Genomic DNA, 14,989 nt, shown 5'->3' with positions numbered 1-14,989 from the left:
ACACATGACAGACTTTAGGGTATGACTACAGCAATCATGCATACCTCCGAAGGCGATATCCGTATCGATCTGTTCGACGATCTCGCCCCCGAAACCGTGAAGAACTTCGTTGGCCTAGCCTCGGGCGACAAGGAGTGGATCGATCCGCTTACCGGTGCGCCCAGCCACGATCCGTTCTACAACGGTCTGACCTTCCACCGCATCATCAAGGATTTCATGATTCAGGGTGGATGCCCGCTGGGTACCGGCACCGGCGGCCCCGGCTACATGTTCGACGATGAGATCGTTCCCGATCTGAAGTTCGATAAGCCGTACCTGCTGGCCATGGCGAACGCCGGTCTGCGCCGCGGTTCCGACGGACGGATCCATGGCACGAACGGATCCCAGTTCTTCATCACCACGGTCCCCACCCCGTGGCTTGACGGCCATCACACCATCTTCGGCGAGGTCTCCGACGAGGAGTCCCGCAAGGTGGTGGACAAGCTCGAAGGCGTTCCCACCGACGCGGGTGACAGGCCGCTTGATCCGGTGATCATCGAGACGATCGAGATCCAGTAGCCGATCCGCCATCGTCATATCAACTTTTTCATCGCCGACTGATCGCCAACGTCAGGAAATCAGTGCGCACGATATGACCGGATTCGACATTCCCCAAGGACCCGATGCGACAGCGCGTCGGGTCCTTTTGTACGCCGGACGACAGAAACGTCAGGCGGAACGGCATACAGGTCAACGGAATTGAACATCATATAAATAATTCCAATCGAAAAGTCGTCATGCCGTTCCCCGGACTCCTTTATAGTAGGGTTCCGTCGCAAATACCATGAGAGGAAGGAAGAGCACATCATGGTCAAGAGGAACGCTATCGTCAGCACGGCACTCGCCATCACCACCATCGCCGCACTCGCGTTGAGCGGCTGCGGAAGCTCGTCGGGCAGCTCGTCGTCCGAGGACGATAAGACCATCACCGTGGCGGCAAGCCCCACCCCGCACGCCGAAATCCTCAACAATGCGGTGAAGCCGATCCTCGAAAAGGACGGCTACAAGCTCGAAGTGAAGGAATTCACCGACTACGTGCAGCCGAACACCGCCACCGAAGAGGGCGAGGTCGACGCCAACTACTTCCAGCACAAGCCGTACCTCGACGACTTCAACAAGGAGAAGGGCACGCATCTCGTGTCCGTCGAGACCGTGCACTTCGAGCCCTTCGGCCTGTACCCGGGCAAGACCAAGAGCCTTGACGCCCTGCAGGACGGAGCTACCGTCGCCGTGCCGAACGATGCCACCAATGAGGCACGCGCCCTCCTGCTGCTGCAGGACGCCGGTCTGATCAAGCTCAAGGACGCCAACGACATCACCGCCACTCCGAAGGACATCACCGAAAACCCGAAGAACCTGCAGTTCAAGGAGCTCGAAGCGGCCGTGGTGCCGACGGTGATCAACGATGTGGACATCGCCGCACTGAATGGCAACTACGCCATTCAGGCGAAGTTCGACCCGAGCAAGGACGCCCTGGCCAGCGAGAAGGTCGATGGCCTTGCCGCCAAGACCTACGCCAACATTCTGGTGGTCAAGCAGGGCAACGAGAACACCGAGAAGACCAAGGAACTCAAGAAGGCGCTGAACTCCGACGAGGTGCGCGACTACATCAACAAGAACTACAAGGGCGCGGTGCTGCCGGTCTTCTGACGGCATTCGGACAGTCCTCATTCCATTTCCGGTCCGACCTCCCCCTCGGGAAGGTCGGACCTTCACGCTTTGATTGGACGATATGATTCAGCTCGAGCATCTATACAAAAGCTATGACGAGGGGCCCGAATCCCACGAGGTCCTGCATGACATCAATCTCAGCATCCGCCCCGGCGAAGTGTTTGGCATCCTCGGATCCTCCGGTGCCGGCAAGTCCACGCTCGTACGATGCATCAACCTTCTGGAACGTCCTACCAAGGGCAAGGTGATCATCGACGGCAAGGACGTCACCGACGCGACCGGCAAGAAGCTGTCAGCACTGCGCTCCTCGATCGGCATGATCTTCCAGAACTTCAGCCTGTTCCAGCAGCGCACGGTGCTCCGCAATGTCACATTCCCCTTGGAACTCAACCGCACTCCCCGTGAGGAGCGTGAGCAGCGCGCCCGCCGTCTGCTGACTCTGGTCGGACTTGAGGAGTACGCCGACCGCTACCCCAGCCAGCTCTCCGGCGGACAGCAGCAGCGTGTGGCCATTGCGCGTGCACTGGCCAACAATCCGCGGATCATGCTGTGTGACGAGGCCACCAGCGCCCTTGACACCACCACGACCGTGCAGATCCTTGATCTGCTTCGCCGCATCAATCGCGAACTCGACGTGACCATGGTCGTGATCACCCACTCGCTGGCCGTGGCACGTAACATCTGTGACCGCGTGGCCATGATCGACGGCGGCGACATCGTCGAAATGGGCCCGACCGAAGAGCTGTTCTCCGACCCGCACAGCGACATCCTCAAGGCGCTGATCGCCAGCGATGGAGCGCAGAACCGTCGCGACACGAATACGACGGACTCCACCACGGAAGAGGAGAAGTGACAATGGGACAGATCGTGCAGGAGTTCATCGCCGAATATGGCGAACTGCTGGTGCAGGGAACATGGGACACCATCGTGATGACCAGCGTCTCCACGCTGATCGCCTACGTGATCGGCGTGCCGATTGGCGTGCTGCTCACCATCAGCGGACCCACCGCGCTCAGGCCGCATCGCGTGCTTCATTCCGTGCTGGGTTGGATCGTGAATATCGGCAGGTCCATTCCCTTCATCATTCTGCTCGTGGCATTGATCCCGCTCACCCGCCTGATCGTGGGTACGTCACTGGGCGTAGAGGGTGCCATCGTACCGTTGATCGTCTCCGCGGCGCCGTTCGTCGGCCGTATGGTCGAGCAGTCGTTGGCCGAAGTGGATGAGAGTCTGGTCGAAGCCGCGCAGAGCTTTGGCGCCAACACCTGGCAGATCGTCACCAAGGTGCTGCTGTTCGAGAGCCTGCCGTCGCTGGTACGTGGCGCTACGATCACGTTCATCAACCTGTTCGGATATTCCGCCATGGCGGGCACGGTTGGAGCCGGCGGCCTGGGCGATATCGCCATCCGATACGGTTATCAGCGCTACCAGGATGACGTGATGATCGTCTCCGTGGTATTGTGCGTGATCCTTGTGCAGATCTTCCAGTCCCTGGGCAATGTGATCGCACGCAAGATCGACCATCACGGTCGCTGAGTGATGCATGCCGGCTGATATGCCGGCAAAAAGAGAAAGGCCGCTGTGCCGTCGAATTATGACGGCATAGCGGCCTTTCTCGTGGTATCAGGAAGACAAGCCTGTCACCTGTCGGAGCCGACTCAGCGCCTCACCTGATTGTGCAACGGCGCGCCGGTCGTATAGTTGGCGATGTTGTCACGGGCGATGGCGATGATCCGGTCGACGGTGGCGCGCAGATGATTGCCACCGGCGACGTGCGGAGTGATCAGGCAGCGTGGGTGGGACCACAACGGGCTGTCCGTCGGCAACGGTTCAGGTTCGGTGACGTCCAGACCCGCTCCGCGTAACCCGTCGAGATTGGCGAGTAGCGCATCCGGATCGATGGCGTCTCCCCTACCGGCGTTCAGTACGATTGCTCCCGGCTTCAGCAATGCCAGACGACGGGCATCGAGAAGATGATGCGTGTCCGGCGCCGATGGCACGATAAGCGCCACGACGTCGGCGTGAGGCAGCAGCTCATCCAGCTCATCGAATCCGTGCATGGATTCGATGCCGTCGGCGTTCTTGTTTGGATTGCGACGTACGCCCACGGTATGTGCCCCGACGCCATGGCACATCGTGGCGAAGTGGGAACCGATGTCTCCGGTTCCGATGACCAGAACCGTGGCCCCGAACGGTGAAGAGGCCGCTCCCATATCATGCCATTCGTTCCGTGATTGATTATCCCGATATGAGGGCAGGTTCTTCATCAGGGCCCACATCATGGCAAACAGGTGTTCGGATACGCTCTGTCCGTAAGCGCCGCTGGCATTGGTCACCATTACCGACGGGTCAAGCACTCCGGGGGCGAGGTAGGCGTCCACACCGGCGCTCCAGGTCTGCAGCCAGCGCAGATGCGGATACCGGGTGATCTGCGATGGCGGAACATTGCCGATGACGGCGGTGGCACGCCGGGCAACGTCCTCGGGAACATGCACCGACCACGTCATGGTATTCCGCTCCGTCGGATCGCCGACGAACACCTGCTCAACACCGTTTGCCGCCATCATGAATTCGCGGCGCTCGCCGTCGTCCAATGGGAGGCAGTTGACGATGACTTCGTTGTCCTTGTTCACAGTGGTCATATTGCCCTTCCTTGTGTCATGAATCATCGATTCGAATGTTTCGATATGACCTCACGGTAATACACCGTTAGTGTATCGATACACCAACCAGTAGTCATGATACGACGGATACTTCAGCGACGCAACGAATCAACAAAATCCCCCACACGTGCCAGACCTTCACGCAACGCATCGCGGGATGCCGCATAGGACAGCCTGACATGCGTATCCGCGGTCTTCACGGCGAAGTCGCGTCCTGGGGTAAGGGCCACATACCGCTCCTCCAGCAGTCGGCTACAGAACGTCCATGCATCCAGACCCGTGGACGCAACACTGAAGTACGCGTAGAAGGCACCGTTGGGCTCGACCTCCACCGGCAATCCGATCCGCTTCAGCCCCTCGATGACCAGCGATCGGCGTTTGCGGAATTCGTCACGACGATGATCGCACTCCGCATACGCCTCGGGTGTAAAGCAGGCCAAAGCGGCCCACTGTACCGGGGTCGGCGCACAGAGCAATGTATTCATGGCCAGATTATCCACCGCTCCGAGCAGGCACTCAGGCAGCACCATCCACCCCAGTCGCCAGCCGGTCATGCCGAAGTATTTCGAAAAACTGTTGACGGTGATGGCATCGGGATCGCATTCCAAGGCCGAACGCACCTGCGATCCGTCGGATTCGACATCGGCGAGATCGAGATAGGTCTCGTCGATGATACGCCACGCCCCATGGTCTCGCGCATAGCTACAGATATTCCGAAGCATTGTGAATGGGATACAGGTACCGGTCGGGTTCGACGGGGACGTGATCATCACCGCCTTGGTTCGTTCGGTCCACGCGGACGACACGGAATCCGGACTGAGATGGTATCGGCTGGCGGCGTCGGTCGGCACATTGATCACAGTCCCGCCGAACATGTTCACCAGTTCGCGATTGCAAGGATAGGAAGGGTCGGCGGCAAGCACCTCGTCACCGGGATCGATGGTGGCGGCTATGGCCAGCATCAGCGCTTCGGATCCTCCGCAGGTTATGGCGATGCGCTTCGGATCGACGTCAAGTCCGTGCCGCTGTCGATAGAACTCACTGATCGCCTCCCGCAGCGGGGTGATGCCAAGCGAGGCGGTATACGGCAACGGCCGGCCATCCATCTGCTCGATCATGGCGCGACGGACCACGGCAGGTGCGCCGAAGTCCGGCTCCCCCAGCCCGAGCTTGATGACGTCATGCCCCTGCGCGATCAGCTCATCGGCACGCGCTCCGAAGGCCATGGCCCGGAACGGCTCCGATTCCCTCGCTCGTTTCGACATCCTCGGCGACCCCATGGCCATGGTTGCATCTCCTTTCCGCGTCATGCGTCCGCACAACGTTGTGCCCCTAATATATACAGATGGTAAGGGCCGGCGACCCATGTGCGGTCGCCGGCCCTTACCGGATTCTCATATCATCGCATTGGAACGCCGATCGTCAACAACGATTGGCGTTCCAATGCACGGATGGATCAACGGGTGTAATCCATATCCTTGCTTTCCTTGATGAGGAACAGCGCGATCAGGGCGATCACCGCCATGACGGCAAGGTACCAGCCCACGGACATGATGCCGTACTTTTCAACCAGCCACGTGGCCAGCGACGGAGCGAAGGCTCCACCGAAGATCGCGGCGAGGTTGTAGGACAGGCCGGCACCGGAGTAGCGGACGTTCGTCGGGAACAGCTCGGGCAGATAGGCGCCGGAGGGGCCGAACAGTCCGCCCATGAGCACGAAGCCGAGGCACAGGAACAGCATGATGGATGCGACATTGTGCTGCAGCAACGCGGGAGCGAAGAAGCTGAAGACCACGGTGACCGCCGTGGTGGCGATCAGCACCTTCTTGCGTCCGGCCTTGTCGGCCCACAGGCATCCGACAACGATGAATGCGGCGAAGAAGAACACGGAGACCATCTGCATGGCAAGATACTCAGGCTGCTTGAATCCAAGGTTGGCGACGCCGTAGCTCAGCGACCAAGTGCCCAGTGTGTAGAACAGCGTGTAGGTGATACCCATGGCGAGAGTGCCGAGCACGACCTGCTTCCAGTACGGCACGAGCGAGCGTAGCGGGTGGCGGACGATACGCTTTTCCTCGGCTGCCTTGCGGAACACGGGGGTTTCGCTCATGCGGGCGCGCACGTAGAGTCCGACGATGACGAGGATGGCGGAGAGCAGGAAGGGGATGCGCCAGCCGAATGCGATCATCTGGGCCTTGCTCAGGTGGGTGGTGAGCAGCAGGTTGATGCCGTATGCGCAGAAGAAGCCGATCGGGGCGCCGAGGTTCGGGAAGGAGCCGTAGAGGGCGCGCTTGTCGGCGGGGGCGTTTTCGGTGGCCACGAGGGCGGCACCGGACCATTCTCCGGCGAGGCCGACGCCCTGGCATGCGCGGCAGAGGCACAGGATGACGACGGCCCATGCGCCGATCTGCTCATAGCCGGGCAGCAGGCCGACGACGAAGGTGGAGATGCCCATGGTCAGCAGGGCGATCACGAGTGTTTTCTTGCGGCCCATTCTGTCGCCGAAGTGTCCGAAGAGCATGGAGCCGAAGGGGCGGGCAAGGAAAGAGACGGCAAAGGTGACGAAGGACATCAGGGTCGCCAGCGCGGGGTTGGATTTGGCGACCGTGGTGAAGAAGATGGTGCCGAAGTAGCTGGCGGCTGCGATGGAATAGCAGTAGTTGTCGTAGAATTCGATGGCTGTGCCGACCATGGATGCGGCGATGATCTCGGCGACGGAGTCTTTCTTGACCGTCTTTGCGCCGCTTAGCGATGCTGTTGTGGTGGACATATCGCTGTTCCTCTCATATGTCTCAATACGCACCGCGCGTCAATCGTGACCGGCTGGCCATGTTCGGGCCGTGCCAAGTCAACGCTTGGCAACGGCGCGAAGGTTGATCATTTCCCCCTCTTAGGGAATCGCTTCACATTGTTGTCGGATTGGCGTGTCCCCTGTGTTTTATTCCGGATATTGGACAGTTTTTCTCGTACTGTGATACGTCGCACATTATGGCCGTCACGGTTTCAGCCGACCGGAGAGGCACGGCCGGTTCCAGTCAGCTCAGTCGGAATGGCGATCATCCTGCGGATGCTGTCGCGACTGTCGCTCGTTCTGTTCCGTCCCATCGCGGAGGATTTCGCGGATGCGCTGCAGTCGGGGTCCGATCTCCCGCTCATATCCCCTGTCGTTCGGATGGTAGTATTCCCTGCCCACGAGCTCGTCCGGCATGTACTGCTGGGCGGCAATGGCCCCGGGCGCGTCATGCGCGTACTGGTAGCCCTCGTGGTTGCCCCATTGCTTCATGAGCTTGGTCGGGGCGTTGCGCAGATGCAGCGGAACCGGGCCGGACAGGCCGGCGTCCACGTCGGCGAGCGCGGCGTTGATGGCGTTGTAGCTGGCGTTGGATTTGGGGGCTGTGGCGACGGCTATGACGGCTTCGGAAAGGATGATGCGGGCTTCGGGCATGCCGACGAGGGCCACGGCCTGTGCTGCGGCGACGGTGGTTTGGAGTATTTGGGGCGCGGCCATGCCGACTTCTTCCGCTGAGGCGATGATGATGCGTCGGGCGATGAAACGTGGGTCCTCTCCGGCACGGAGCATGCGGGCAAGGTAGTGGAGTGCGGCGTCAACGTCGGATCCGCGCATGGATTTGATGAAGGCGCTGGCGACGTCGTAGTGGTCGTCGCCGTTTTTGTCGTATCGGATGGTGGCGCGGTCCATGACGCTGGCGACGATGTCTGGGGTGATGGTGGGGATGGTGTCGTCGGTGTCGCTTGTGCTGCGTTGCGGGATGGCTCCGGCTGCGGCTTCGAGGATGGTGAGGGTTTTGCGGGCGTCTCCGCCGGCCATGCGGATGATGTCGTCTATGGCTTGTGGGGTGGCGGTGACCTGGTTGTTGAGTCCGTGCGGGCTGGTGAGTGCGCGTTGGATGAGCGTGGTGAGGTCGTGACTGTCGAGTGGGTTGAGTTTGACGACGACGGATCGGGACAGGAGTGGGGAGATGATGGAGAAGCTGGGGTTTTCCGTGGTGGCGGCGATGAAGGTGATGTCTCGGTTTTCGACGCTGGGCAGGAGTGCGTCCTGCTGGGTTTTGGAGAATCGGTGGACTTCGTCGATGAAGAGTACGGTTTCCTGGCCGCTGGTGACGAGTCGTTCGTGGGCGCGGGTGAGGACGGCGCGGATGTCTTTGACGCCGGAGGTTACGGCGGAGAGCTCTTCGAAGGCGCGGTCGGATTGGCGGGCGACGATGTAGGCGAGGGTGGTTTTGCCGACGCCGGGGGGTCCGAAGAGGATGATGGCGCTGGGGGCGGTGAGGGATCGGCGGCTGGAGGGTGATGCGAGGCGGCGCAGCGGTGAGCCTTTGCCAAGAATGCGCTGCTGTCCGACCACGTCGTCGAGGTTGGTGGGGCGCATGCGTACGGCGAGCGGGCGTGTAGGTTCCTGTGTGGCGTCGGCGGCGCCAAAGAGATCTTCCGGCATGGGTCCCAGTGTAGCCCACGGCTTCGAACGCGTGTTCTATACCGTGGGCCGTGGTGGGACTGTTGGATTATCGAAGTTCTTCGATGGGGCCGACCGCGTAGTCGGCGAAGACGACTTCGGCGCTGTCCTGGGTGGCGTCGAGATCGACGATGCCGTCGATGGCCCAGTCGTGATCGCCGTCGGAGTCGTCGAGGATCTGGCGGACGTGCCAGGTGTGCTCGTCGTTTTCGTGTTTGGTGTCGAGGATGAAGTAGTCTGCGGATCGGGCCTGTGCGTCGACGTTGATGTATTCGTGGTCGTCGTAGAGGTCGTCGAGGGTGTCTTCCCAGTCTCGTAGTCCCATACCCCATTGATCATCAAGGGATGCGAGGGTGCGGCTGTCTTCGCGGTCGATGAGTTCGACGCGGTGGAAGAGTGCGTTGCGGACGAGAACCGTGAGTCCTCGTCGATCCTGGACGACGCTGTCGCGTGTGGGCGGCGCGGCGGTGGCGGCGTCTTCGTCGGTTCTGCCGGAGTTCTCCCATTCGTCGACGAGGCTGGAGTCGATGCCGCGTACGATGACGCGCAGCCAGGCGATGATGTCATCAAGTTGCTCGTCGCATTTTTCCGGAGGTACGGTTCGTTCGAGCGCACGGTAGGCGTCGGACAGGTACCGCAGGAGTGTGCCTTCGGAACGGGCGATGCCGTATCGGGCGATGTAGCCGGTGAAATCGGAGGCGGTTTCGATCATGTCGCGCAGCACGGATTTGGGGCTGAGCCAGTAGTCGTTGGCCCAAGGCACGTCCTTGCGGTACTGGGTGAAGGCCGCGTCGAGCATGTCCTCCAACGGTTTCGGATAGGTGATCTCCTGAAGCCTGTCCATGCGTTCGTCGTATTCGAGGCCGTCGGCCTTCATGTCGGCGAGCGCCTTGTCTCGGGCCTGACGTTCCTGGGCCCGGAGCACCTGGCGCGGGTCCTCGAGCGTTGCTTCGACCATGGAGATGACGTCGAGGGCGTAGGTGTCGCTTTCCGGGTCGAGGAGTTCGAGCGCTGCGAGCAGGAAGGGTGAGAGCGGCTGGTCGAGGGCGAAGTCTTCGGGCAGGTCGACGGTGGTGTAGTAGTCGACGGTGCCGTCGGTGTTGGTTTCGCTTTCAATGACCTGGGTGTCGATGAGTGTCTGGAAGATCTCGTCGGCGCGGGCGTGGAGCTTGTCCTTCTGCTGTGGTGTCTGTGCCGAGTCGTCGATGAGGTCGTTGACTCGCTTGCGCGCGTCTCCGCCTTGTTCGACTTCGGCGAGGACCATGGAGTGGGTGATGCGCAGGTGGGGCGTGAGGGTTTCCGGCGGCTGGTCGATGAGTTTGTCGAAGGTGGCGTTGTTCCAGGTGACGAATCCCTCGGGGGCCTTCTTGCGTTTGATCTTCTTGAGTTTCTTGGGGTCGTTGCCGGCTTTGGCGAGCGCTCGCGCGTTTTCGATTTCGTATTCGGGGGCTTCGGCTATGACGAGGCCTTCGGTGTCGAAGCCGGATCGTCCGGCGCGTCCGGCGATCTGGTGGAATTCGCGGGCGCGGAGGCGGCGCATGTGTGAGCCGTCGAATTTGGTCAGCTGGGTGAGGATCACCGTGTGGATGGGAACGTTGATGCCCACGCCGAGTGTGTCGGTGCCGCAGATGATGGGGAGGAGTCCCTGCTGGGCGAGTTGTTCGACGAGTCGCCGGTATCGGGGGAGCATGCCGGCATGGTGGACGCCGATGCCCGTGCGGAGCAGTCGTTGCAGGATCTTGCCGAATGCGGTGGTGAATTTGGTACCTTTGATGGCTTCCGCGATGCTGGCCCGCTGCTCCTTGGTGGTGACTCCCGCACTGGAGAGGGCCTGTGCGGTTTCGAGGGCCGCGTCCTGGGAGAAGTGGACGACATAGATGGGTGATTCGCCGCGACGCATGGTCAGTTCCACGGTTGCGGCGAGTGGTGTGTCGACGTATTCATAGCTGAGCGGTATGGGGCGTTTGGCGTCGTCGACGATGGCCACGTCGGCGCTGGTGTGGGTTTCGAGGGTGTCGGCGATGCCGTCGACGTTGCCGAGCGTGGCGCTCATGAGAAGGAATTGGGTGCGGGGCAGGGTGAGCAGGGGGACCTGCCATGCCCACCCTCGTTCCGGGTCGCCGTAGTAGTGGAATTCGTCCATGGCCACGCAGCCGATGTCGGCGTGGCGGCCTTCGCGCAACGCCTGGTTGGCGAGGATCTCCGCGGTGCAGCAGATCACCGGCGCATCGCTGTTGATGTGCGTGTCGCCGGTGATCATGCCGACGTTGTCTCGGCCGAGCGTGGCCACGAGATCGAAGAACTTCTCCGAGACCAGCGCCTTGATCGGCGCGGTGTAGTAGGAGCGGCGTCCTGTGCACAGGGCTGCGAAGTGCAGTCCGAGCGCGACGAGGGACTTGCCGGATCCGGTGGGTGTGGAGAGGATCACGTGATCCCCGGCGAGCAGCGACATGATCGCCTCCTCCTGATGGGGCCATGGTGTGATGCCCCGTGATTCGACCCAAGAGAAGAATCGGTCGTAGATGTCGTCGGCGTCGAGGCTGCGGTCGTCATCGCCACGCCCCGGAATCATGTCCTGTAAAGTCCGTTCCACTCGATCAAGTCTAGCGTGAACGCCGCTGGATCCGATGAACCTATTCGTTCAGTCTGCGGCGTGCCTCGTCGAGATCGTAGTCGGCTGCCGGCCAGGACAGTTCCATGCTTTTGAGCGTGACTCGCAGCAGCTCCGATACGACCGCCCGCGAGTACCAGCGGTTGTCGGCGGGGACGAGATACCAGGGGGCGTAGTCGGTGCCGGTCTGTTCGAACACGTCCTGCCATGCGGCCATGTAGTCGTCCCATCGTGCGCGCGCGTCCAGATCGGAGACGTCGAACTTCCAATGCTTCGTCGGATCGTCGAGGCGTTCGAGGAACTGTCTGCGCTGTTCGTCGCGGGAGACGACGAGGAAGATCTTGATGATCGCGCAGCCGTCGGCGACCAGTTCCTTCTCGAATCGTCGGATCGTCTCATACCGGGATCGCCATTCGGTCTCGTCCATGGTGTGATACACGTGGGGCATCACCACGTCCTCGTAATGAGACCGGTCGAATATGGAGATCCAGCCACCGGCCGGCAGCTCGCGTCGCACACGCCATAGAAAGTCGTGGGCGGACTCCTCCGCGGTCGGTTTGCCGAACCCGTGATAGTGGATTCCCATGGGATTGACCTGACGGAACACGTGGCGCACGATGCCGCCCTTGCCTGAGGCGTCCATGCCCTGCAGCACGATGAGCAGCCGCCGATGTCCGCCCGATGCGCCGTTGGCGTACAGCAGGCTCTGGTATCGGGCGATCTCGGTGGAGCTCAACGCGATGAACCGCTCCCCCTCCTCGCTGGTGGCGTGGAAGCCTGGGGTGGATCCCCCTTTGACGTCGGACAGATCGTCCACTCCGGTTCCGAACCGCAGGCGGGTGGTTGGGTGCTTGCTCCACACCGAGCTGAGCAGGGCCGATGTCTCGCCGGCCAGCTTCAGACGATCCTGCAGTGATTTGCGTCGTTTGATGGCCTTGTCAAGTCCTCGGCTTGCGTTGGATGCGCTGTTGAGCGCGTTGTTGATGTATCGAGTGTCTGCCATGACGGTCTCCCTCAGCGTCGAGTTCGTTCAGCCCACTGTAGTCGCTTCGACACCGATCCGATGCACATATCGGTCGTGTCCTACGACCGGCTCTGGGGCCTCCCACCGGCGCGCAGGAAATCGATGAGGGTCTGGGCGTAGGGAACGCCCGTGTCCCGATAGTCGTTGCCGGTGAGGAAGTCCGAGAACCCGTCTCCTCCCGTCAGCAGGAAGCTGTTACCCGTCACAAGGATCGGCTGCGCGTCATCCACCGGTACGCCGTCAATGCTGAGCGCGTTAACGGCCACTCCGCGATCGGAGAACGTTATGTCGGCGGATACGTTGGATGAGACGCCCAGCGCGTCGCGATGCCACACACCGTCACGGTCATGCCGCCACTGTCTGGCCACCAGACGTTTGACATGCGCACCGTCGAGTGTGACCACCGCGTTGTCGAACTGCAGGGCCATCATGTCCCGGGCTTCACGGACGGTGACCGTGCCGTCGCCATCCAGATCAAGGGCCTGGGTGCGCAGACTGCCTGGATTGGAGAATCCGACACGGGCACCGGCGCCGTCGCTCGTACGTCGCGCCCCATCCAAGGCCGCATCGGCGATGAGCGTATGCAATGCGATCCTGCCCTGTTCGTCGGTCTTGTCGTACGGCTGACTCACGTTTGCGACGGGAACATCCCCGGTGGCGTGGGCTGACGCGTTCGCCGCACGGACGAGATCGGTCACCCGCGTATCCGTCTGGAGCGACGTCGCCGCAGCCGACCGCAACACGGCGTCGGAGCGTCGCTGCAGTGGCACGCCGAACGAATCGCGCACGACCACCCGCGCATTCCGGCCGCTTCCGGAGACCAGCAGATCCTGCACGGCGAGCGTATTGCCATAACTGCCGGCTTCGATGATGGGCGCGCCGAAACGGGTGTGCCGTCCGGTCTTGTTCGCATGGGTGTGCCCTGTGTAGACGAGGTCGATGTTGCCGTTCAGTCCCGTCTCGTCGCGGGCCACGATATCCGCATCATCATGGATGAGCGCCACCACCACGTCGGCCTCGCCGTTGGACTCGTCACCGTCGGACAGCATATCGGCCACCCGATTGACACTGCGTACAGCCGTATCCTTCAGATGGACGTCCTTCATGATGCTTGCGGACAGCACCGAGGAAAGATGATCGGTGACCGCTCCGACGAAGGCGATGCGCGTGCCGTTGACGGTTCGCATGGTGTAATCGCGTAGGTTGGAGAATTGTTCGGTCCGTTCCACGTTGGCGGCAAGCCAGTCTATGCCGTTGTTCGGGGCTGCGACCCGATCGTTGAAGTCATCGACGCCGCGATCCAGCTCATGATTGCCCATCGCGCTGACGGTCAGCCCCCATATGCCGGCCATGTCCAGCGTGGGACGATCCTGCTGGACCGCTGAAGGGTATGGGGATCCGCCCACCAGATCCCCGGTCGATACGAAGACCGTGTTGCCGGGGTTATGGCGTCGGGCCTGTTCCACCTCGGTTTCGACCCAGTCGCCATGCTCGATGTGCCCGTGAAAATCGGTGATGTCCGCTATGGTGACCGTGCGCTCGTCGTCGACTGCGGCGGCGGGCCGCGATACGAGTGTTCCGGCGAGAAGCGTCGCCGCAATCAGCAGTGTCATGATCTTTGCCGGGCGAGGCCAGGCGAAGCGCAGACCGTCACCGTGCATTCCCTCGAAAACCACAGGTTCACGGTATCGACACAAGGTGGCCGGCAATGATCGATAGACGAACGTGTCGGCTACGCTGACATGAACTCCCGTCGACAATGAGTCGGATCAGGCGCGGGCACGGCAGATCGACGCGATCGCACCCGACAACGTACGGTAGGCCACGTCATGCCATCCCGTCTTCCGCAGCATCGCGGCGACGCCGGCGCGTCCCGGCCACGCGTCGATCGAGTCGTCGAGATACCGGTAGGCGTCGCCGTTGCCTCCAAACAGGTTTCCCAGCATCGGCAGCATGATCGTGCGATACCGTTCATACAGCATGCGCCATGCCGGATTGTCAGGGGTGTCGAAATCAAGCACGACGATGATCCCGCCGGGACGGCACACGCGCCGCATGCCGGCGAGCACCGCTATAGGGTCGGGCATGTTGCGCAAGCCATACGACGTGGTGACCGCGTCGAACCGGTGATCGGGGAACGGCAGCCGCTGGGCGTCGCATCGCTCATACCGGATGGACGGCCGTGCGCCGCTCCCCCGTTCGGATTCCCGTCGGCGTGCGATGTCGAGCATGCCGGCGCTGATGTCGCAACCGGTGACCAGGGCGCCACGGGATGCGAGCGCGCGCGAGGAGGCACCGGTGCCGCAGGCCACGTCAAGGATCATTCTGTCGGCAAGCCCGTGGCACCCTCGTTCGAGTTCGTCGGCCACGACACGACGCCATGCGCGGTCTCGCCCCAACGAAGCCAGATCGTTGATCAGATCGTAGTGGCGTGCTATCCGGGCAAACATGGTCGACTGTTGTGCCGGGTCCTTGAGCGCGGCTTTCTGGGTATGCATACCGCA

The 14,989-nt window shown here is 61.7% G+C and carries 12 protein-coding genes; 4 read left to right on the top strand and 8 right to left on the bottom strand.

Going from position 1 to position 14,989, the window contains the following annotated elements; all coding sequences use genetic code 11:
- Nucleotides 1-21 precede the first annotated feature (21 nt).
- The 4 genes from BTIS_RS10295 to BTIS_RS10280 all read left to right on the top strand — a co-directional run bounded on the left by BTIS_RS10295 (nucleotide 22) and on the right by BTIS_RS10280 (nucleotide 3,246).
- A complete protein-coding gene (locus BTIS_RS10295; RefSeq protein WP_094665165.1) occupies nucleotides 22-558 on the top strand; it encodes a peptidylprolyl isomerase in 537 nt (178 codons plus the stop codon).
- Nucleotides 559-846: 288 nt separating this feature from the next.
- Nucleotides 847-1,689, top strand: coding sequence for a MetQ/NlpA family ABC transporter substrate-binding protein (locus BTIS_RS10290; RefSeq protein WP_094665163.1), 843 nt, complete (start codon nucleotides 847-849; stop codon nucleotides 1,687-1,689).
- A gap of 82 nt (nucleotides 1,690-1,771) precedes the next feature.
- The gene (locus BTIS_RS10285; RefSeq protein WP_094665161.1) at nucleotides 1,772-2,563 is read left to right on the top strand and encodes a methionine ABC transporter ATP-binding protein; all 792 of its coding nucleotides are present in this window, start codon (nucleotides 1,772-1,774) and stop codon (nucleotides 2,561-2,563) included.
- A 2-nt stretch (nucleotides 2,564-2,565) separates the two neighbouring features.
- The gene (locus BTIS_RS10280; RefSeq protein WP_094665159.1) at nucleotides 2,566-3,246 is read left to right on the top strand and encodes a methionine ABC transporter permease; all 681 of its coding nucleotides are present in this window, start codon (nucleotides 2,566-2,568) and stop codon (nucleotides 3,244-3,246) included.
- A 122-nt stretch (nucleotides 3,247-3,368) separates the two neighbouring features.
- Here BTIS_RS10280 and BTIS_RS10275 read toward each other — a convergent pair whose 3' ends face one another.
- The 8 genes from BTIS_RS10275 to BTIS_RS10240 all read right to left on the bottom strand — a co-directional run bounded on the left by BTIS_RS10275 (nucleotide 3,369) and on the right by BTIS_RS10240 (nucleotide 14,983).
- A complete protein-coding gene (locus BTIS_RS10275; RefSeq protein ID WP_094665157.1) occupies nucleotides 3,369-4,352 on the bottom strand; it encodes a D-2-hydroxyacid dehydrogenase in 984 nt (327 codons plus the stop codon).
- 113 nt (nucleotides 4,353-4,465) lie between these two features.
- Nucleotides 4,466-5,659: a pyridoxal phosphate-dependent aminotransferase gene (locus tag BTIS_RS10270; RefSeq protein WP_094665155.1), complete on the bottom strand. Its 1,194-nt coding sequence runs from the start codon at nucleotides 5,657-5,659 to the stop codon at nucleotides 4,466-4,468.
- A 170-nt stretch (nucleotides 5,660-5,829) separates the two neighbouring features.
- Nucleotides 5,830-7,143, bottom strand: coding sequence for an MFS transporter (locus BTIS_RS10265; protein WP_094665153.1), 1,314 nt, complete (start codon nucleotides 7,141-7,143; stop codon nucleotides 5,830-5,832).
- A 270-nt stretch (nucleotides 7,144-7,413) separates the two neighbouring features.
- Nucleotides 7,414-8,832 (bottom strand): replication-associated recombination protein A, encoded by a 1,419-nt coding sequence (locus BTIS_RS10260; protein ID WP_094665151.1) that lies wholly within the window; start codon nucleotides 8,830-8,832, stop codon nucleotides 7,414-7,416.
- Nucleotides 8,833-8,899: 67 nt separating this feature from the next.
- Nucleotides 8,900-11,422: a DEAD/DEAH box helicase gene (locus tag BTIS_RS10255; protein WP_094665149.1), complete on the bottom strand. Its 2,523-nt coding sequence runs from the start codon at nucleotides 11,420-11,422 to the stop codon at nucleotides 8,900-8,902.
- Nucleotides 11,423-11,483: 61 nt separating this feature from the next.
- The gene (locus BTIS_RS10250; RefSeq protein ID WP_094665147.1) at nucleotides 11,484-12,464 is read right to left on the bottom strand and encodes a PPK2 family polyphosphate kinase; all 981 of its coding nucleotides are present in this window, start codon (nucleotides 12,462-12,464) and stop codon (nucleotides 11,484-11,486) included.
- A gap of 80 nt (nucleotides 12,465-12,544) precedes the next feature.
- A complete protein-coding gene (locus BTIS_RS10245; protein WP_158216898.1) occupies nucleotides 12,545-14,098 on the bottom strand; it encodes a bifunctional metallophosphatase/5'-nucleotidase in 1,554 nt (517 codons plus the stop codon).
- Between the two features lie 156 nt (nucleotides 14,099-14,254).
- Nucleotides 14,255-14,983, bottom strand: coding sequence for a ubiquinone/menaquinone biosynthesis methyltransferase (locus tag BTIS_RS10240; RefSeq protein WP_094665143.1), 729 nt, complete (start codon nucleotides 14,981-14,983; stop codon nucleotides 14,255-14,257).
- Nucleotides 14,984-14,989 lie beyond the last annotated feature (6 nt).

This window comes from Bifidobacterium tissieri, assembly GCF_002259645.1.
GTDB lineage: Bacteria > Actinomycetota > Actinomycetes > Actinomycetales > Bifidobacteriaceae > Galliscardovia > Galliscardovia tissieri.
The sequence above is the reverse complement of the archived record's forward strand: the minus strand, read 5'-3'. Positions and strand labels throughout refer to the sequence as shown.